Source organism: Mycobacterium colombiense (assembly GCF_001953985.1).
GTDB lineage: Bacteria > Actinomycetota > Actinomycetes > Mycobacteriales > Mycobacteriaceae > Mycobacterium > Mycobacterium colombiense_B.
The window spans coordinates 109,055-127,404 of sequence record NZ_MBEI01000069.1 but is presented as its reverse complement, the minus strand read 5'-3'; the positions used below and the strand labels follow the sequence as shown (position 1 = coordinate 127,404).

General features: G+C 66.2%; 21 protein-coding genes. 5 read left to right on the top strand and 16 right to left on the bottom strand.

What is annotated here, in order from left to right:
- Window positions 1-93: 93 nt before the first annotated feature.
- Window positions 94-516, bottom strand: a complete 423-nt coding sequence (locus A5732_RS22330; protein ID WP_076103329.1) for a nitroreductase family deazaflavin-dependent oxidoreductase — start codon at window positions 514-516, stop codon at window positions 94-96.
- A 151-nt stretch (window positions 517-667) separates the two neighbouring features.
- On the opposite strand from A5732_RS22330, the gene A5732_RS22325 reads away from it, so the two are divergent.
- Both A5732_RS22325 and A5732_RS22320 read left to right on the top strand, forming a co-directional pair.
- A complete protein-coding gene (locus tag A5732_RS22325; RefSeq protein WP_253189108.1) occupies window positions 668-1,573 on the top strand; it encodes a class I SAM-dependent methyltransferase in 906 nt (301 codons plus the stop codon).
- A 131-nt stretch (window positions 1,574-1,704) separates the two neighbouring features.
- Window positions 1,705-2,394, top strand: coding sequence for a class I SAM-dependent methyltransferase (locus A5732_RS22320; protein ID WP_065055578.1), 690 nt, complete (start codon window positions 1,705-1,707; stop codon window positions 2,392-2,394).
- Between the two features lie 21 nt (window positions 2,395-2,415).
- On the opposite strand, the gene A5732_RS22315 is transcribed toward A5732_RS22320, so the two are convergent.
- The 3 genes from A5732_RS22315 to A5732_RS22305 are packed head-to-tail and all read right to left on the bottom strand — an operon-like array spanning window position 2,416 to window position 4,924.
- Window positions 2,416-4,047: a PPE family protein gene (locus tag A5732_RS22315; RefSeq protein ID WP_171975073.1), complete on the bottom strand. Its 1,632-nt coding sequence runs from the start codon at window positions 4,045-4,047 to the stop codon at window positions 2,416-2,418.
- Window positions 4,044-4,346 (bottom strand): PE domain-containing protein, encoded by a 303-nt coding sequence (locus A5732_RS22310; RefSeq protein WP_076103328.1) that lies wholly within the window; start codon window positions 4,344-4,346, stop codon window positions 4,044-4,046. The genes A5732_RS22315 and A5732_RS22310 overlap by 4 nt, the downstream gene beginning before the upstream one ends.
- Window positions 4,343-4,924, bottom strand: a complete 582-nt coding sequence (locus tag A5732_RS22305) for a hypothetical protein (RefSeq protein ID WP_076103327.1) — start codon at window positions 4,922-4,924, stop codon at window positions 4,343-4,345. The genes A5732_RS22310 and A5732_RS22305 overlap by 4 nt, the downstream gene beginning before the upstream one ends.
- A 98-nt stretch (window positions 4,925-5,022) precedes the next feature.
- On the opposite strand from A5732_RS22305, the gene A5732_RS22300 reads away from it, so the two are divergent.
- From A5732_RS22300 to A5732_RS27405, 3 genes are all read left to right on the top strand, one after another.
- Window positions 5,023-5,421 (top strand): hypothetical protein, encoded by a 399-nt coding sequence (locus tag A5732_RS22300; protein WP_171975076.1) that lies wholly within the window; start codon window positions 5,023-5,025, stop codon window positions 5,419-5,421.
- Complete coding sequence (locus A5732_RS22295) at window positions 5,418-6,206, top strand: hypothetical protein (RefSeq protein ID WP_076103325.1); 789 nt, start codon at window positions 5,418-5,420, stop codon at window positions 6,204-6,206. Before A5732_RS22300 ends, A5732_RS22295 begins: the two co-directional genes overlap by 4 nt.
- A 114-nt stretch (window positions 6,207-6,320) precedes the next feature.
- Complete coding sequence (locus A5732_RS27405) at window positions 6,321-6,488, top strand: hypothetical protein (protein WP_170880089.1); 168 nt, start codon at window positions 6,321-6,323, stop codon at window positions 6,486-6,488.
- 54 nt (window positions 6,489-6,542) lie between these two features.
- Here A5732_RS27405 and A5732_RS22290 read toward each other — a convergent pair whose 3' ends face one another.
- The 12 genes from A5732_RS22290 to A5732_RS22235 all read right to left on the bottom strand — a co-directional run bounded on the left by A5732_RS22290 (window position 6,543) and on the right by A5732_RS22235 (window position 18,349).
- The gene (locus A5732_RS22290; protein WP_076054457.1) at window positions 6,543-6,884 is read right to left on the bottom strand and encodes a hypothetical protein; all 342 of its coding nucleotides are present in this window, start codon (window positions 6,882-6,884) and stop codon (window positions 6,543-6,545) included.
- Between the two features lie 9 nt (window positions 6,885-6,893).
- The gene (locus A5732_RS22285) at window positions 6,894-7,118 is read right to left on the bottom strand and encodes a hypothetical protein (protein WP_076103362.1); all 225 of its coding nucleotides are present in this window, start codon (window positions 7,116-7,118) and stop codon (window positions 6,894-6,896) included.
- Between the two features lie 281 nt (window positions 7,119-7,399).
- A complete protein-coding gene (locus tag A5732_RS22280) occupies window positions 7,400-8,662 on the bottom strand; it encodes a TetR/AcrR family transcriptional regulator (RefSeq protein WP_076103324.1) in 1,263 nt (420 codons plus the stop codon).
- A 129-nt stretch (window positions 8,663-8,791) separates the two neighbouring features.
- Complete coding sequence (locus A5732_RS22275) at window positions 8,792-9,577, bottom strand: mannan-binding family protein (protein ID WP_076054460.1); 786 nt, start codon at window positions 9,575-9,577, stop codon at window positions 8,792-8,794.
- A gap of 12 nt (window positions 9,578-9,589) precedes the next feature.
- Window positions 9,590-10,186: an Mce protein gene (locus A5732_RS22270; RefSeq protein WP_076103323.1), complete on the bottom strand. Its 597-nt coding sequence runs from the start codon at window positions 10,184-10,186 to the stop codon at window positions 9,590-9,592.
- Window positions 10,187-10,222: 36 nt separating this feature from the next.
- Window positions 10,223-11,473: an MlaD family protein gene (locus A5732_RS22265; RefSeq protein WP_076103322.1), complete on the bottom strand. Its 1,251-nt coding sequence runs from the start codon at window positions 11,471-11,473 to the stop codon at window positions 10,223-10,225.
- The gene (locus tag A5732_RS22260; RefSeq protein ID WP_076103361.1) at window positions 11,470-12,702 is read right to left on the bottom strand and encodes an MlaD family protein; all 1,233 of its coding nucleotides are present in this window, start codon (window positions 12,700-12,702) and stop codon (window positions 11,470-11,472) included. The genes A5732_RS22265 and A5732_RS22260 overlap by 4 nt, the downstream gene beginning before the upstream one ends.
- 2 nt (window positions 12,703-12,704) lie before the next feature.
- Window positions 12,705-13,820 carry an MCE family protein gene (locus tag A5732_RS22255; RefSeq protein WP_076103321.1) on the bottom strand — a complete coding sequence of 372 codons (1,116 nt, stop codon included), beginning with the start codon at window positions 13,818-13,820 and terminating at the stop codon, window positions 12,705-12,707.
- Window positions 13,817-14,863 (bottom strand): MCE family protein, encoded by a 1,047-nt coding sequence (locus A5732_RS22250; protein ID WP_076103320.1) that lies wholly within the window; start codon window positions 14,861-14,863, stop codon window positions 13,817-13,819. Before A5732_RS22250 ends, A5732_RS22255 begins: the two co-directional genes overlap by 4 nt.
- The gene (locus A5732_RS22245; protein ID WP_076054469.1) at window positions 14,856-15,935 is read right to left on the bottom strand and encodes an MCE family protein; all 1,080 of its coding nucleotides are present in this window, start codon (window positions 15,933-15,935) and stop codon (window positions 14,856-14,858) included. The genes A5732_RS22250 and A5732_RS22245 overlap by 8 nt, the downstream gene beginning before the upstream one ends.
- Entirely contained in the window at window positions 15,932-17,491 is a 1,560-nt protein-coding gene (locus A5732_RS22240) for an MlaD family protein (protein WP_076103319.1), read from the bottom strand. The genes A5732_RS22245 and A5732_RS22240 overlap by 4 nt, the downstream gene beginning before the upstream one ends.
- Window positions 17,492-18,349 carry an ABC transporter permease gene (locus tag A5732_RS22235; protein ID WP_076103318.1) on the bottom strand — a complete coding sequence of 286 codons (858 nt, stop codon included), beginning with the start codon at window positions 18,347-18,349 and terminating at the stop codon, window positions 17,492-17,494. It abuts the gene before it with no gap.
- Window position 18,350 lies beyond the last annotated feature (1 nt).

Genomic DNA, 18,350 nt, shown 5'->3' with positions numbered 1-18,350 from the left:
CGCACAAGGGGTCAACCGGACGAGCCGAGTGCATATCGAATGCAAATTTTTTCGGCACCCAGTGCCAGCGGTCCGCCACCCAACCGAAAACGGTTACTCCAGGACGAAAACGGGGATCTGTCGCGCCGTCTTCGTCTCGTATTCGGCGTACGGGGGAAACGCCTCAACGGCTCGTTGCCACCACTCCTCGCGCTCGGCTCCCTCGAGCTCGCGAGCCGTCAACGCGACGACCTTGTTACCGTCTTGCAGCGTGACCGCAGGATTCGCCTTCAGGTTGAAATACCAAACCGGGTGCTTCGGGGCGCCGCCGTGCGACGCGACAACGACGTAGCGGCCATCCTTCTCGACCCGCATCAACGGCACATAGCGCAACTTGCCGGACTTCGCCCCGGTGACGGTCAGCAGCACGATCGGCCGATCGAAGACCTCGACTCCATCGGTCGTGCCCTGACTCAAAATCTGTTCGGTCTGGTCGCGCACCCAGCCCCGCGGGCTCAATTCGATTTCGTCAGCCATACCTACACCGAACACCCCCGCCCTACCGCGGCATTCCCCGGGCTCGCGTGCGCGGCCGGCGCCGCTTGAACCGATGGCTCGCGCGCCAAGGAGTACAGTTGGGGAGTCGCTTAAATAAGCTAACTAAATGCGCACGGAACGCGGAGAGGAGATGGGCGTGGCCCGCACCGAGAACGACACATGGGATCTGGCGTCCAGCGTCGGGGCCACCGCAACGGCGGTCGCCGCACAGCGGGCGATCGCGTCCCAGGGCCCGGACGCCCTGCTGAACGACCCCTGGGCCGATCCGCTGGTCCGCGCGGTGGGCAGCGATGTGTTCATCAAGCTCCTCGACAACCAGCTTGACCGCAGCGATGATCCGCTACTGAACCGCCAGGCCGTGAGGGAGCAGATCACGGTGCGCACCCGGTTCTTCGACGACTTCTTCCTGCGGGCGGCCGAATCGGGCGTCCAGCAGGCCGTGATTTTGGCGTCCGGCCTGGACACCCGGGCCTACCGGCTGCCCTGGCCGGCGGGCACGGTCGTGTACGAGATCGACCAGCCCGAGGTGATCGAATTCAAGACACGCGCTCTGGCCGATCTGGGCGCCACACCCACCGCGGAGCGCCGCACCGTGTCGATCGACCTGCGCGACGACTGGCCGTCGGCCCTCGCGGCGGCCGGGTTCGACGCCCACAAGCCGACCGCGTGGAGCGCCGAGGGGCTCCTGGTGTACCTGCCGCCCGAGGCGCAAGACCGGTTGTTCGACAACATCGTCGCCGTTTCGGCGCCGGGCAGCCGGGTCGCCACCGAACACATGGACCTGCGCGACATCCCCTCGGACTGGGCGCAGAAGTTGACCGAGCGGTCTCAGCGCATCGGCTCCAACATCAATCTGGCCGAGTTGTTCTACACCGGCGACCGCAATCCCGCCGGCGAATACCTGGCAGCACGCGGTTGGCGGATCGATATTCGGACAACCGAGCAGGCCTTCGCCGCCCAGGGGTTCGCGGTCCCCAAGGACGAGCTGGCCTCATTCGGCGGGGCGTCGGGCTACCTGACCGCGACCCTCAAGTAGCAGCACCGTTAGCCCGGGCGCGGGTGTAGCGGCGCGCCGATTTCCCGGCAACCAGCTGTGATCCAGTGGGCCCGCCGCCCTCTATATCAGCTTGATTGACATGTATCAGGCCGATTGATATAAACGGTGTCATGACACAACCGACTTCAGAGATGTTCGAATCCGCCTACCGGGGCGAGGCTCCCGAGATGGGCGAGGGCAACCGGCCGCCGTGGAGCATCGGTGAGCCGCAGCCAGAGATCGCCGCCCTCATTGAGGACGGCAAGTTCCACGGAGACGTGCTCGATGCCGGTTGCGGCGAGGCGGCGGTGTCGCTGTACCTCGCCGAGCGCGGCTTCACCACGGTGGGTCTGGACCAGTCACCCACCGCCATTGCGCTGGCAACCGAGAAGGCCGCCCGGCGGGGCCTTACCAGTGCCACCTTCGACGTCGCGGATATCAGCGCCTTCACCGGTTACGACGGCCGCTTCGGAACCATCGTCGACAGCACCCTGTTCCACTCGATGCCCGTTGAATTGCGTGAGGGCTACCAGCAGTCGATCGTGCGGGCCGCCGCGCCGGGCGCCTCGTACTTCGTCCTCGTCTTCGACCGCGCCGGGATGCCGGCCGATGGCCCTATCAATGCGGTCACGGAGCCCGAGTTGCGCGAGGTGGTCTCGAAGTACTGGGTGATCGACGAGATCCGGCCGGCCCGCATCCACGCCAACGTGCCCGAGAGTTTCCTGGCGGGCTTTGACGCCTTCGCCGGTGCCGACATTCGCGACGAGGACAACGGTCGCAAGTCGGTGGGGGCCTGGTTGCTGTCGGCGCACCTAGGCTGACCGCACCGCGCAGGGCGCGGCCTACCGGCCGTCCCAGCTCTCCGGCAGCATCGGTATACGGGCGCCATCACCGGATTCGTTGCCGGCCAACGTGTTCAGGCCCGAAGCCCGCACGTCCGGTTTGGGTAACGTGCCGGTGAAGCCCTGTATCGAGCCGCCGGAGTCCGAGGGTCGATATCGATCCGGCGCTGCCGACGCGACCGCGACTGCTTCGTCGTCGGCCTCGATGAATTCGTAGCGGTATCCGGGGTCGACGATCGATCGCGGGCGTCGGCGGGAGCGTCCCTGCTCCTGCTCGACCGCCGCGACGCCGGCCGCGGACGCTGCCGTCTGCCCGGCGGCCAGCGCGCTTCGGGCCCGGGTTTGCGCCTTCGATTCCATGCCGAGGCCCACGCTGCCCACCATGTAGCCGAAGCCCTCGGCTCCGGTCACCGGGGCCGGGGGTATGGGCGGAGTCGTCGGCGGAGCAACCGCGGAGGCTGCGGGCGCAGGGGGCGACGCCACCGATGTCGCCGGTGCCACCGGGCTGGTCGGGCCCATCGGAGCCATCGCGGGAGCGGCCGACACCACCGGCGGTTGCACTCCCACCGCGGCGGGCTGCGGCATGGCAGCGGGAGCGGGAACGCTCGCCGGCGCCGCCAACCCGGCCAACCCGGCCAGGCCCGCCAGACCGGCCAGCCCTCCCAGGCTGGTGATGGACACGCTCAAGGCGACCTGCAGCAGCAGCGGCAACTCTTGGAGGATGAACCGCAGCGTCCGGATGGTCCAGTTGATGATCCGGTAGGTCTGCCACGCGATGAAGTAGTTGATCAGCGCCGGGAACTGGGACGGGTTGAGCAGACCTGACGCGTTCTGCTGCAGCCAGGCCACGGCCTGAGCGTTGCCGTTGAAGAAGTTCCCTAGATTCTGCAGGTACTCCGACGGACTCCAGTTCGGCTGGCCCTGACCGGGGATCTGCTCGCCGTCGGGCCCGAACAGCATTTCCCAGATCTCTTCGGGGGTGGGCAACTGAAAGGAACCCGTCCCGCCGCCGCCGCCCGCACCGGTCCCACCGCCGGCGCCGCTTCCCGCTCCGGTGCCGGTACCCGTGCCCGTTCCCGTTCCGGACCCGCTGCCGCTGCCGGCCTTCCCGCCGGTTCCCGACCCGGCGGCGCTGGTCATTTGCACGGCTTCGGTCGTCGCCTGATAGGTGGTCATGGTGGTGGCCGCCTGAGTCCACATCCGCGCGTAGTCGGCCTCGTTGACCGCGATCGGAATCGTGTTGACCCCAAAGAAATTCGTCGCCACCAAGGCCGCGTGCGTCGCATGATTAGCTGCCAGTTCCGGCAGCGTCGGCATCGCGGCGAGTGCGGCGGTGTACGCCGTGGCCACCCCTTGATGCTGGGCGGCCGCCTCGGCGCTCAACGCGCCGGCCAGCTGCAGCCACGCCAAATACGGCATGTGCGCGGCGGCGTACCTGTCGGCGGTCGGGCCATCCCATACCGGCACGGATCCGGTCAGCACGGCCGTCAATTCCGTTGCTGCCGAATCGTATTGGGTGCTCAGCGACGTCCAGGTTGCCGCGGCCGCCAGCAGCGGGCCCGGCCCCGGGCCGCTGCTCAGCAGCGTCGAGTGCACTTCGGGAGGAAGGGCCATCCACACCGGCGCGGTCATGCGCCCAGATACGTCGACGCGGCCGCCATATCGCCGGTGACGTAGTTGACGTCGGCCAGACTCACCCCCAACGCGGCCCGCCCCAAGACTTCAACACCCTTGGCCGCCGCGGCCGAGTGCTGGCTGCCGCGCTCGCTGAACACGGCGGCAGCCGCCAGGGATACCGGGTCGGCCGCCGGCGGAACCACCACCGAGACCACTAGGGCCGCGGCCGCATGCGCCGCCGCCAGTTGGGCGGTGATCGCGTCGACCGCCGAGCTCGTCGCGGCCAGACCCTCGGGAATAACTCGTAGCGTCATAAAGGCCGCTCCTTGTATCGGCTTCCGACCAAAAATGCGCCGGCCCGACCCGACGGCGGCCGACCCAGACCGAGTGCCACCACCCAGGCGAGCAGGCCGGCTACAAACCCGAAAACCAGATGCCAGCCTGCCCGCTCGAGCATCCCGTTCGAAGTCCAGGCTGACATGACGGCTCCGGAGTGCCACGAAAAGCCCGAACTGGCAAGCGCGACAAGGTGAATGGGGGCGGCCGCGACCGCGAGCAGCCACCGGCGCACGCGCATCACGGGAAGGGAAGCGACGGCATACAGCAACGCGGCGGCGGACACATAGCGACTGCTCCACAACGGATCGCTCAACCCGTGCATCGGCAACGCCGCGATCGATGCCGCCACACCGACCGCTAGCACCGTCTCGCGCCGTGCGGTCACCAGCACCACCGCCACCAGCATCGTCAGCCAGATCAACCCACGGTGTCCCGGCAGACCCAACGGAATCCTGATGTCGGTGGAGGCGACGATGATCGCGACCGCCACCAGCGGGAACGCGACCTCCCGGACGGCACTCAGCCCGGCCGCCGGTCGCTGCATCACGGTCATGCGGGAATCATAAATCGCCAGGACCTACACTTATCCTTATTTACGGCGTATTCACAGGATGGGATCCGTAAATGCGCAGCAATAAGCGCCTGGCTCGGGTGATTGCGGTTCTGGTCGTGAGTGCCGGGCTCGTCGCGTGCGGCGGGTCGAAGACCGAGCTGCAACTCGTCGTGCAGGAGAACTACCAAGTGCTGCAACGATTCACGATCCCGCAGCTTCAGCAGCTCCCTCAGCTGGAGGTCGCGACGCCACAATCTCACGGCGCACAGGTCCAGAAGGGACCCAGCGTGCGTTCGATCCTCCATGCCGCGGGCGCGACCGGCGTCATCAGGGTGCGGGTGGAGGGCCGCGACCCGGCCCAGACCCTGACGGCGGCCCAGCTCGATGATCAGACCATCCTCGGCTTCACCAAGCGCAACACACTCAAGCTCACGGGCGAAAAACTCAGCCGTGACCAGTGGGTTCGCGATGTCACCCACCTGGTGGTCAATCCATGACCGGCCGTACCGCGCTGGGCGATGTGGACCTGCTGATCGGCATCGACGACACCGACAACCCCTACACGCCCGGCACCGGTCGGCGAGCCCGGTCCCTGCTGCACGAGCTGCAAGCGGCGGGCCTCGGCTCCCCTGCGGGCGCCACCCGTCATCAGCTGCTCGTCGACTACCGGATCCCGTATACGTCGCACAATTCGAGCGCGTGCCTGGCCTGGCGGAGCCCCGACGGCGATCCGCACGCGGTGCGAACCGGGATCATAGAGCTCGCCGGGCGATTCCTGGAGCGGGTATGCCCGCCCGATGCCGACCCCGGGCTTGCCGTCGTCGTTCCGGGCGAACTCGCCGGCGGCGCGCCACAATTGATCGAATTCGGGCGCCGTGCCAAGCGAGAAGTGTTGCATCCCAACGAGGCCCGCGATCTCGCTGCGGCGCTCGGAGTGCATCTGTCCGGACACGGCGGCACGAGCGGGGGCATGACCGGCGCGCTCGCGGCAGTCGGACTGCACTTGTCCGGCAACGACGGGCTGTTCATCACCTTGCCCGGCATCCGCAAACTGCCCGACCAGGCCACCGTGGAGACGGTCTTCGCCATGGCGCCCATCGACCTCGCTCGCGACGCCATGCACCGTCAGCCCCGCCCCGGCGATGTGATCGAACTGGGCGACTGGGTGCGCCCGGTGCTGCTCGACGGGCTGGCTGTCTTGCTCCTCGAGCCGCCCCGTCAGCAGGGCAACGGGAGCAGAACATGGCGAACGGCACCGCGCGCGGTGGTCAAGCAATATTGACACCCACGGCGCCGTGAGCAGCGCGATCGGCAACGTCGAGCTTGGCCGGGTTTCGGGGCCTCTCATTCGGGAGATCCTGCATAGAGGCAGTCCAGACGTTCAGAGGAGATCTCGGTGGATCAGCAAGTCAACTTCGACCCGCCCGCTGCGCCCGAGGACGCGCGGAAGGCGACCGAGGAACAGCGCAAGCTGCAGGAGCAACTCGATCACCAGGACGAAGATCCGGACGGCCCGGGATTGCACCAATCTCGGCACGACCTTCCCGACGAGAGCACGCGGTAGTCAACGAAAGACCGTTGCTCGCAGGGTGTTTGGCTCCCTGAGCCGTCACCGGAATCAGGATCGCGCCGCGGACCGTGAAGGAGCCGGCCGCCGGTGATCGTGGGCGAGTACCGCCGCTGCCTGCCAAATCAGCGTCATCGCGCCCAGGACCGCCATCGGGATGGCCCAGAGCCGTCGCACCATCAACGCGCTACCGCATTGGTCGACGTAGTTGGTGCCCGCCGGGCCGACCGCGCTTGAGGCCTGGTTCAGCTCCGCCGTAAAACCGTTGCCGCACTTGACTTGCCAGCCGAATTGGTCGTAGGCGTCGATGAAGACCGGGAGGTACAGCGCGAAGATCCCCCCGGCCAGGAACACCACCGCAGCGAACACGATCAGCGGCCCGCGGTTGGCCATGCCAGCCCCCTAGGTCATGCATACGTTGGCGAAAAGCAGCACCGGCCATGACACGATGGAGCCGAGGAACGACACCACCAGATCGGCGCCGTGCATGTCGCGCAGATGCTGGGTGTGGGTGCTCGACCAGATCACGCCGACAATCAGGTACGGGGTCCCCAGCAGTATCGCCAGGCCCAGCAGTTCGGCGATGGTCAACTGGTGTTCCAGGAGTGTGCGAATCCTGGCGAGCATGGGCATGCCTTTCGCGCGGGCGCTGCCGGGTTCGAAGCCGGCCCACCCGAAGTGATGAGCACCGCACGCCCCGGCGCGCGGATTAGACGCATCTATGTTAATGCTCGTTCGCGCGATCCGGTAGTGCCGTCCCCGCTCGGCGGCGTTCAGGAACTGCGGTTCATTGCGAGATACGGTGCCGGAATAGAACGTTCGACCGCGCTGGATGCTCCGCCAAGGCGAATGACCAACTAGCAAGTGGAGATCCATTCCCCGGCAGCGGCCTGTCCCCCGAGGCCCCGTCAGTGCCGCTGGCGGCCGTCCCGGGGCGCATTACGGGGTGCCGCAGCCGGTCGTCCCAGCACCGTCACCTCCATCAGGCGGCGCACCGTGAGGCTCGCGGCCGCACTCGTGTTGGGGTAGACCAGGCGCCCGGTGTCCACCGCGAGCGCGAACGCGGCGTGCACGGCGTAGCGGGCGCGGCCGAGGGTGAGCTCCGGGCTGGCCGCGACGGCGAGGCTGGCCCAGGATTCGACGGTGGAGCGCTGAATGTTGTAGAGCAGCACCGCGTCTGTGTCCGGCAGGTTGTGACGCTCGGTGTAGTAGACGCACGCCAGTTCGGGGTTGGCGAATGACCGGGTGACGTAGGCCTCGATGAGTTGCGCGAGCGCCTGTTCCGGGTCGGCGTTGGTGGCCAGGATGCTGGACAGGTCGCCCGAGAGTTGGTCGGCGGCGCGCCGGTAGTAGACCGCCAAAATGGCGGCCTTCCCCGGAAAGTATTGATAGATGCTGGCGACCGGTATGCCGACCGCTGCGGCGATGTCTTCCATTCCGGTTTCGCGATAGCCGCGCTCGTTGAACAGGCGCATCGATTCGTGCAAAAGCAGCTCATAGCTTCCGGCGGCGCTGGTCAGCGTCGACGACCGCGACTGATCGGGTCCGCGACCCCGCTGACTTGGCAACTCGGCTCGCAAGACCGCGGCAGCGATATCGGCCAGCGCCGCGCGGATCTCGGCATTACCCAGGCGGGATCGGTGGTCGGTGATGCTGCCGATGACACTCAGGGTCGCCGCCGACAAGATCCAGCGTTGCCGCGACGTCAATTTCGGCCGCAGCCTCATCAGCGGACGCTGCAGGCGGCGGTTGATCAGTTTGATCTGTTCGGCCAGAGCGCGCTGATCGTCGCCCCGCAGGTAGCGGCCCTCCCACCGATACAGTCCGCCGGCGGTGCGGTTGACGATCGTGGTGTCGATCAGCGCGCCGGTGAGCGCCCGGAGTTGTTCCTCGGGATCGCCATCGGCGGGCAGGGCATCCGCGAATGCCGTGGCGTCGACGAGTTGCTGCCCCAGCGCCAAGAAGACGTCGCGGAACAGGTCGTATTTGCCCTGCGAGTGGCGGTACAACGCGGCCGCGGAGATTCCCACCCGCGCCGCGATGTTCTCCATGCTGACCGCGTGATAGCCCAACTCGCTGAACGCGTCGGTGGCGGCGCGGGCGATCTGGACCTTGCGGTCCTTCGGGCGCCGCTTTACCTGATCTGCGGACGAGCGGCTAGCCGACGGCATACAGATCACCGTAGCCGCAGCGACGGCTGTCCGGGCGATCGGTAGACGACCGGAATCGCGCAGTCGGCGAGCCGACCACGCACGACTGGACGCAGCGTTGTGCCCGAGGTCATCAGACGTCTATCCCCGTTACGCTCCGCCGAATTCCGGACGCAGCACCGCGCTGAGTGCGCTGAGCGGAATGTGCGGCTCCACGGCGCCTCCGTCCATCGACCACTGCTGGGACTGCCCGTACTGGATGGGAGAGTCGTGGCCGACCGGATAATCCGGCATGTACAGGATCAGCTCGTCGGGCGTGAGCGCCCATGCTTTATAGCCTCCCGAGAACACCTTGTCCGGTGTCCAGCGATCGACGGTGAACGGATACGTGCCCGGGTTGTGCTGCCAGGCGGCGCGGTCGAGTGCCTCTTGGATGAACGGCTCGGCCAGCGGCGGAATGGCGGCCAGCGGATCGACATCCGGCTTGGTGATGTCGGCCAGCTGTAACCGTCTGCCACCCGCCATATCGAAGGTGAACGTGCGATACGCGTTGTTGAACGCCGGACCGTCGGCGTGGTAGTCCTCGTGGAAGGCAACGGTGAGTGCGCGCCCATGGGGGAACACCTGATAGTTCTCCTCACCCCAACTGTCCTGGACCATTGCAGCGCCCTTGGTGCGCCAGTTGTTCATCAGGTTGCGCAGGTATTCGCGGATGGGCGGCCCGCTGGTGGGGTTCTCGACCAGATCACCGGGCAGCGCTAACTTGATGTCGCGAACGGCTTTTCGCTCGGATAACACCGAGGTGTGGCAGTACTGCCCGTCCCAATCGCCGCCGAGATCGCCACAAAACGACTGCGCCGACGCCGATGTCACCGGTGCGCTCAACACCGTCGCCCCCACGGCTGCCACAGCGATCGAGAGCCGGATCATCCGCATAATCGAAATGTCCTAAGGTAATTCGACTTTGCTGGCCAGCCAGCGGCCACCGACGTTTTCCATCGTGACCTTCATCCGGCTTCGGTCGACCCGGCCGTCGGGACGCACCGCGTTGCTGACGGTCTGGTCCACCATCAGCAACACCACCACCTTGTTCTTCGTTTGCGATTGGATCGCAGAGGCGACCACCGTTCCGTGCGCCGCGGCCTTGTTGTCGATGAGCAGCTGCCGAAGCTGCGCACTGGCTTTGGTGTAGGTGTCCTTGAATTCCCCTGTGGCTCCGTCAAGTACGGCGGAGAAGTTCTGGTCGACCTGGTTGGAATCGATGCTCGTCAGCACCTGGGCATAGTTGACCGCGGTCCGCTCGGCGGCCTGCCCGGCCTGGCTCACCGCGTGCTCGTCCCATAGCTTCCAGCCCAGCCCACCGGCGAGGCCGACCGCTCCCATGTAGACGGCGACGACGAGCGCGATGCGGGCGTAGCGTTTCCACGGCCGGGCCCCACCTTTCGCGATGTGTTTGTCGGCGTCGACGGACGCCTCCTGCTCGTCATCGGGTGGCTTCTCGATGTCGTCGCTCGCGCTGCAGTCCTGGTCGGCAGTGATCGTCACGCTGGCGCCTCCTTGCGGTCTCGAATGCTCGTGGGTTTAGTGGGGCGGCTCTATCGGCAGCACCGGTCCGCCGTACGGCGTGGGAATGGTGAAGCGCCCCTTCGGGGTTGGATCGGTGGTTTGGCCGAGGTCGGCACCGGGCGGCGGGCCCGCGGTGTCGTCACCGCCCGGCCGGGGCGCGTTCTTGGCGCCCCGGACCAATACCTGGGGGTCGTCATCTCGGCAGTAGGTGTACAGGAAGGGTTCGGGGTAGTCCGCCGATGACGACGGCCGCCGCGGAGTGCCGTAGTCGCATGTGTAGCGCGGGTAGATGTCGGCGGTTGCCCACAGCCCATGCTCGTGCATGGTGGTCATCAGGGCGTCGAGTGTGGAGCCGCGATAGTCGGGGAAGACGGCGTTCAACGCAGGGACTCGTAGGTAGATGATCCGTGCGGTGGTCACCAGGTTGGCCAGTAGCCCGACCATGGTGTCGGAGTTGTCGTCGAACAGGTTGTCCACTTTGGACAAGGCGTGCGGGGTCTGATCGACGAATTTGCGGTAGCCACGGTCCATCTTGTTCACGCCGGTCATGAGATCGCCGACGTTGCGCGACGTCGCACCGAGGCCGGCATTCTTGTCGGAGAGGGTGGTCAGCACCACCCGGCTGGTCTTGAGCATGCTCACCGTCTGCGGCAGCACCGGGTCGATTGTCGACAGCAGGAAGGTGGAGCCGTCGATGATGTCGGTCAGCTTCTGCGGACCCTCCTTGCTCAAACTCAGTTCCCTTTTAACGATTTCGAGCTTCTTCGGGTCGGTTTGGGCCAGCAGCCCATCGGCGTCAGCGAGCACTTGTGAGAGCGGGATGGGTGTGGCGGCGTGTTGTGGGCCGATCACGCTGCCGTTCGACAGGAACGGGCCGGTGTTGGATGCGGGCTCGAAATCGATGTACTGCTCGCCGGCCGGAGACAACCCGGACACTCGTACCGGGCTGGCGGCGGGGATCTTGGTATTTGCATTGATATTGGCGACGACCTCGACGCCGGTGGGTGTGGGCCGCAGCGATTGGATCCGCCCGACCCGGATCCCGCGGACCGATACGTCTTGATTGGCCAGCAGCCCACCGGATTCGGGTAGCCGGATGGTGACCCGGTAGGTCGATTCCAGGGGATTGATCCGTAGCGCCCCGAGCGCCAGGTAGGTCACGCCGACCACCAGGGTCAGCACCAGCGCGAGCCCGGACAGCCAGGTGCGCTGACGGTGGCCGGCTCTGACGGCGCCGACGATGAGTCCGCCGATGGTGTCGATCATCGCGGTGGTTCCGGGATCATCGGATCGAGCGGCGCCTCGCCGGCGGGTGCGGGAGGAAGCGGCGGACCGACCGGCGTCCACGGGCTTTGGCCCATAGGTGTTTGGGGCCCGCGGCCCACGACGCGCTCTTGCAGGCGCCACAGGACGTATTTGATCGAGCCGATCATGTAGTTCCAGTCGCGGCGCATAGGCCCGTGAAAAGCCGGATCGCCCTTGAATCCCCCGGTTTCCGCCCCGGTACCCGGTCGCGATCCCATGACCAGGCGATCGAAGCTGCCGCGCACCGAAATCGCGTCGCTGGGAGTGGCTTTCACGAACGGAGGAATCAACCGGTTGAGGCCGGCGAGGCTGGTGTCGGGGCTCAGCACGACGTCATTCCATGCGGCGGCGATGGTGTTGGCGTCCTTGATGACGCTGCGGCCGGTCTTGTCGGTCCCGGCAATCGACGGGAATTTGGACAGCTGATGTGTGGTGGCGCCGAGCTCGCCGACCACGTCGGCTATTTCGTCGGCGTTGCTGGACAACACATTCGTCGCCGGCCCGACGGCTTGCAGAACGTCGGTGATCGCTTGGTTCTTCTGGTCCAGCCGGTCGGCCAGGCCGGCCGTCTCGGTCACAGCGGCGTCGATTTGGTCCGAGCGCGAATTGAGTTTGCCCAGAAGTAGATTGGTTCGGTTGATCAGGTCTCCGAAGGCGCGTCCCTGGTCGCCGGTCGCCTTGCCGGCGCCGTTGACGATGTTGGTGAAATTTCGGACCGAGCCTCCGTTGACCAGCAGCGCGGCCGAGCTCAGCACGCTCTCCACGGTGGCGGCGGCGCGGGTGGCCGGCAGGCCGATAGTGTCGCCGCTCTTCAGTAGCGGCGCGCCGGGGTCCATCGGTGCCGGGGGCTTGATCGCGACGAACACGTCGCCGAGCGGTGTCGCCGACCGCAGCTCGGCGGTGCTACCGACGGGGACGCGGACACCGTCCATGATTCGCAGCGTCGTCACCGCGGTGTAGTTGCGTGCGACCATCGATTCGAGCTGTCCGACATCGGCGCCGGCGAGTTTGACCTTCGCGTGGGCCGGCAGGTTCAGCGCGTTAGAGAAGACGGCGTTGAGCAGGTATCCGCCGCTGCCGATGCCCGGTGCCGGCAGCGGCAGGCTGGACAGCCCATTGGTGGCGCAACCGGAGCTGACCATGACTGCGCTGAGCGCCGCCGCCAACGCTTTGTGCTTAGCCGCAGTCATCATTACTGCCCCATCGCCGAGAGACCGTCGAGGATGTAGGTCAGGCCGAAGTCGGGGCCGTAGTCCTGCAATGTGCCCGTGCTGCAGCCGAGTTGGCGCAAGTGCATGAGATTGCAGAGCTCCTTGGCGGACTGACTGTCGGTCAGGGCCTTGTCGAGCAGCCCGTGCACCCGTATCGCACCGTTGTTCTGATCGACGGTGTTGTACAGGTTCTCCAGCGTCATGGGGAGCACGTCGAGCATTTCGGAAACCCCGCGCTGATCCTCGACGATCGTCTTGGCGGCGGTGTCGCCGTTGCGCACCGCCTGTTTGAGGTTGTCCCGGTTCTGCTCGAGCAGTGTGGTCACTTCATCGAGGATTCTGTTGATGGTGCGGCCGGTGGTGCCGGTGCCGAGCTTCTCGTCGGCGAGCATCTGGCCGAGCTGCCGCGTCGTGGAACCGAATTGGCGCACCTTGGTGTCATTGCGTGCGGCGGCCTCGGTTATCGAGCTGAGATCGGTGATGATCGTGGTCAGCTGCTCGCGGGTGGTCCCGCCACGCTCGGAGCTGAGCCGCAGAGCGTTGGAGAGCTCGTCGAGGGCCGACAGGATTTTCTTGCCGTTGCCGTCGGTGATGGCGACGGCGGAGTCAGTCAGGTCGGCGATGGGACCGCCGCCCTTCCCGTCGCCCTTGAGCGATCTGGACACCTTGTCGAGCATGTCGAGCACGCGATCGAAAGCCACCGGCGTCTTCGTTCGGGTCAGTCCGATCGTGTCGTGGTTCTTCAGCACCGGTCCGCTCCGGTAGGGCGGGGTGAGTTCGACCTGCCGGTCGGTGAGGATCGAGGTGGTGATGGTGACCGCGCGGGCGGCGGCAGGGATTTTGACCTTTTTGTCCACGGTCAGCTCGGCCTCGACATAACTGCCCTTGGAGGTGACCCTGCTGACCTTGCCGACCGGCATGCCGAGGACCGCAACCACGTTGCCTTCGTAAAGCCCGGCGGCGCTGTCGAATTGCGCGGTCACCGTCATGCTGTCCAGGCGTGACTTGACGTAGTGGCCCGCTACCCCGATGGCAACGGCGGCCAGCGCCGCCACCGCCGCGCCCACGGCGATGAGTTTGCGCCTGCCGGAAATCATTTGCAGTCCTTGAAGTACTGGATCATCTTGAATTCCTTGGCGCGGCCGCTGATGGCACACATCCACGAATCGATCGCGAGCCCGTTGGGCAGGTTGAACTCCACGACCGGTCCATAGCCGGTGGCGTTGGTCAGGCCGCGCAGGGCCACCGGGGCGACCTGCAGAATATTGCGCAGCAGGTCGTCGTGCTGACCGACCATGTTCGTCAGTTCGTGCAGGTTGGCGAACAACTCGTCGAGCATCGGCCGGTTGTTGACCACGATCTTGTCGAGCTGGTCGACAAGGTCCGTCAGCCCCGCGAACATGGCATGGAAGGTGGCTTCGCGGGCGACCAGGTGCCCTAGCAGGTCCTGGCCCTGATCCATCAGGTGTCCGATGTTGGTCTGCTGGCGCCGTAGGGTATTGACCACTCGCTCAGTGCTTTTCAGTAGCGTGCCGAGCTGGCCTCGACGGTCGGCGGTGATCGTCGACAGCGTCTGTAGATTCGCGACGGCCTGCGGAATCAGTGGCGGCACCCCGCCGAGCTGCTTGCCCAGCACCCCGAGCGACTGGGCGAACTGGTCGGAATCGACCTGCTCGAACGTGGTGGTGGCGTCTTCGAGTAGCGACTGCAGGTCGTAGGGCACCTCGGTGTGCGCCAGGCCGATCGTCTTGCCCGGCAGCGAACCCGGGCCGTCAGGCACCAGCTCGAGATAGCGCGAACCGAGGATCGTCATCACCTTGATCACCGCTCGGGTGTCCCTGCCCAGCGCGACGTTGTCACGCACGCTCAAACCGGCTTCGACGTGATCGCCATCGAGCTTCATGCTGGTGACGTGTCCGACTTCGATGCCGGCGATGGTGATGGGATTTCCGGGTCGCAGCGTGGCGGCTTGCAGGAATTCGGCGGTGTAGTGGGTGTAACCGACGCCGAGCAGCTTGATTCCCAATGCCGCCGCGACGAGAACGGCGACCAGCGCCACTCCCGCCAGCCCGAGCCAGGTCCTGTTGTACGACTCGAGCGGACGGCGCCGCGCCCAGCGGGCCTTCAATGATTCAGCCATTGGCCATGTTTCTGCATCGCGGGGTATGCCACCCCAGGTTCTTGGTGGTGATCGGATAGGCATTGCCCGGCGTGGCCGCGTTGACGATAAAGGTCGTGATGTCGTTGAGACCGGGGAAGAAACCGGTGCCGTTCAGGTCGCACGCGTAGGCGTTGCCGTAGGAGCCCTCGCTGACGGCTCGTGCGAAGCCCTTGAGTAACAGCGGGAGGTTGTCACCGGTGAAGGCCAGCTGAGGTTCGATGCCGGCCATGTGCTTGCTGAACCCGGGCTCGCGGGTGATGAGTTCGTTCAGCGACGGATCCACGTCGTCGGCGATCGCCGAGAGCCGACGGGTCACCTTGGCGATCGATCCCACCGAGTCCTGTAAAGACGCACGCCGGTTGTCGAAATTGGCTACCGCATCACGCGTTTGGTCGAGCGCGTGATCAAGGTCGTCGCTTTGGCGGGCGACGGTGTCGGTGACCTTGGTCAGGTTGCTGATCAGGTCGCCCAGGGATTGATCGCGCGCGGACAACGTCCGGGTGATCGTCGACGTCTGCTCCACCAGCAGCGGGATGGACGCCTGATCACCCTGCAGCGACTGCAATACGCCCTTGGTCAGGTCGTCGGCGTCCTTGGCATTGAGCAGGGTGAACAGCGGCTCGAAACCGTTGAGCAACTTGCCGACGTCGAAGGACGGGTCGGTCTGCTGCACCGGTATCACGCTCCCGGGTGGCAGCAGGCCCCGATTGCCGATCTCGCCCAGCGACAAGCCCAGATACCGCTGCCCGATGATGTTCTGGTAGGTCACCGACGCGACCGTGTTGCCGTACAAGTGCTGCTCGTTTTCGACGATGAACGAGACCTTCGCCAATCTGCCGGTGAGTTCGACGTTTTCGACGCGGCCGACCCGCACGCCGGCCATCCGGACGTCATCGCCGATGCGGAGCCCGTACACGTCGGTGAACATCGCCGCGTAGCCAGTGGTCGGTCCGGCTACGTCTCGTCGCAGGGTGGCGTACACCATCCATGTCACGGCGATGGCGAGCGCCATGAACATCGACAGGCCGATCAGCGGGCCCCGCACTTTCATTTCGGTCCACCCGTCGACTGCTGCCGGGGCTTCAGCGAGACCGCAGTGCCGCGCGCCACCGGGCCGAGCAACAACTGCGTCGCCACCGACGCCGACCGCCCCTGGCCGGTGATCCAACCCAGCTGATCGCGCTCGTGTTGACTGCCAACCGGACCGACGTTGCCGCCGTACCCCGATGGTGCGACCGCGCCGGGCGGCCCCGGGCTTGCCGCCGGCGGCGGACCCGCAGGGGGTGGCGCGTCGTCGGGATCGGCGGTTCCCGGGACTCGGGGAGCCGGGCCGGTCGGCCACGGCCACCACGGCAACGGCGGATTGGGATCCTGCAGGCTCGGGTTGGGGTTGTACAGCGGCGGTCCGACGGGAACGAGGTTGTTGTCGGGCCCGACCTGGGTTCCCGGGGGCGGCGCCAGATCCGCGGGCGGATGGTAGTTCTGCGGCAGCAGGACCTCGGGCAGGTCGGGGCGCACCGCGATAGTCGGCGCGGTATAGCAACTCGGTCCGAGCAGCTGGCCGTAACGCGGGCAGTCGGCGCGCGTGTAGGTGTAGGTCGGGGTCAGTGCCAGATTGACCCGCATGTTTCCCGTGTCCAGTTCGGGATCCCAGACCTCTTCGAAGAACTTGTCGGACAACCGGTTCAGCCTGGTGAAGATGGGCACGAACTTGTCGCTGTGCAGTGCGAACACACCAAGGGCAGGCGTGAGGTTCTGCGTCATCTCGATCAGCTGATCGGTGTGGTTGTCGAACGCCTGCCGGCTGACCCCGAAGGTGTGGTGCGAACCGGTAACCAGAGACCGGAACTGCTCGCGCTTTTCGGCCAGGGTCTGCATCGGTTTGACCGCGTCATGCAGGACATCGACAAGGTCGGGCGCCGTGGACTGCAGGCCCCGGGTGGCATCAAGCAGCGCGGAAACTGTGGATGGTCCGGGGTCGGTGGTAACGATGCCGTTGAGCTCATCGAGCACCCGCGTCATCTGCGCACCGGCGGCGAGCAGCGCGCCGCGCCGGTTGTTGGTGGCGGCCGCGACGGCCGCCAGTATTCCCAGGCTGTGGTCTTCGCGGCCGCGGCCGGTCGCGGCAAGGATGTCACGCAGCTTGCTGATCGTGGTCTGGAAGATCACCGTCGAAAGCTGCGCGTCTTCGGGGATGCGTGCCCCGCTGCGGATGCTCGAACTCGGACGGCCGTCGACGAGTTGCACCGACGAGACCGCGAACACGTTGCTGGGAACCACACGCGCGGTCACCGCACCCGGAATGTCCTTTGCGTATTCGGGTTTGAGGTTGATGTGCACGTAGTTGGGCTTGCCGTAGGCCGCCGGGATCACGTTGTCGACGGCACCGACGAGCAGCCCGTGATACTTCACATCGGAGCGGGCGGGCAAGCCGTCGCCCACGTTCGTCAGCTCGGCGACCACGCGGATGTAGTCGTTGAGCCGGCCGGTGGACTTCAGCAGGAGGCTGCCCGTGACCAGTCCCGCTATCAGCAGCACCGCGATGCCCATGCCGAGCAGCTGACGGTCTGAAGGGCCCCGCCCGTCGAAGTCCAATGAATTCGGCATTCAGCCACCGAATCTCGCGCCGGCGTCGATGCTCCACAGCGCCATCGTGAGCAACATGTTGACCATGATCACCACGGTGATGCTCGCCCGCATGGCATGGCCGGCGGCTACCCCGACGCCCTCGGGGCCACCGGAGGCATAGAAGCCGTAGTAGCACTGCACGGTGGACGAAAGCCAAACGAAGACAACGCACTTGACCACCGAGTAGGCGATATCCTTGGCACTGAGCATCATCGTGAAGTAGTGCAGGTACGGACCGACGGACCCACCGCTGATCACCTCGGCGACGACCTGACACGTCAGATAGGTCACGGCCAGGCAGGCGATGTAGAGCGGGATCACTGCGATAACGGAGGCCATGAGCCGCGTCGTGACCAGGAACGGGATGGGACGGATGGCCAACGATTCCAGGGCATCGATCTCTTCGGCGATGCGCATGGCACCCAGCTGCGCGGTGAACCGGCAGCCGGCCTGCATCGCGAAAGCCAGCGACGCCATGATCGGCGCCAGCTCACGGGTGTTGACCAGCGAGGAGATGATGCCGGTGGCCGGCCCCAGGCCGAGGAGATTGAGGAAGTTATAACCCTCCACGGCGACCAGGGCGCCCGCGGTGAACCCGAGCACCACCGCGACGCCGGCGGTGCCGCCGCCGACGACGATCGAGCCGTTGCCCCAAGCGATATTCGACAGCAATCGCAGGAATTCCGTGCGGTATTGGCGCAGCACGGAGGGGACGGCGAGCACGGCCCGCACGAAGAACACCAGCATGTGCCCCAACCGCATGGTCGGGACGGCCGCGGCCCGATAGGCGTCGACGATCGGCCGGGCCAGCGTGGGGACGTAGGTGGACGCGGTCATG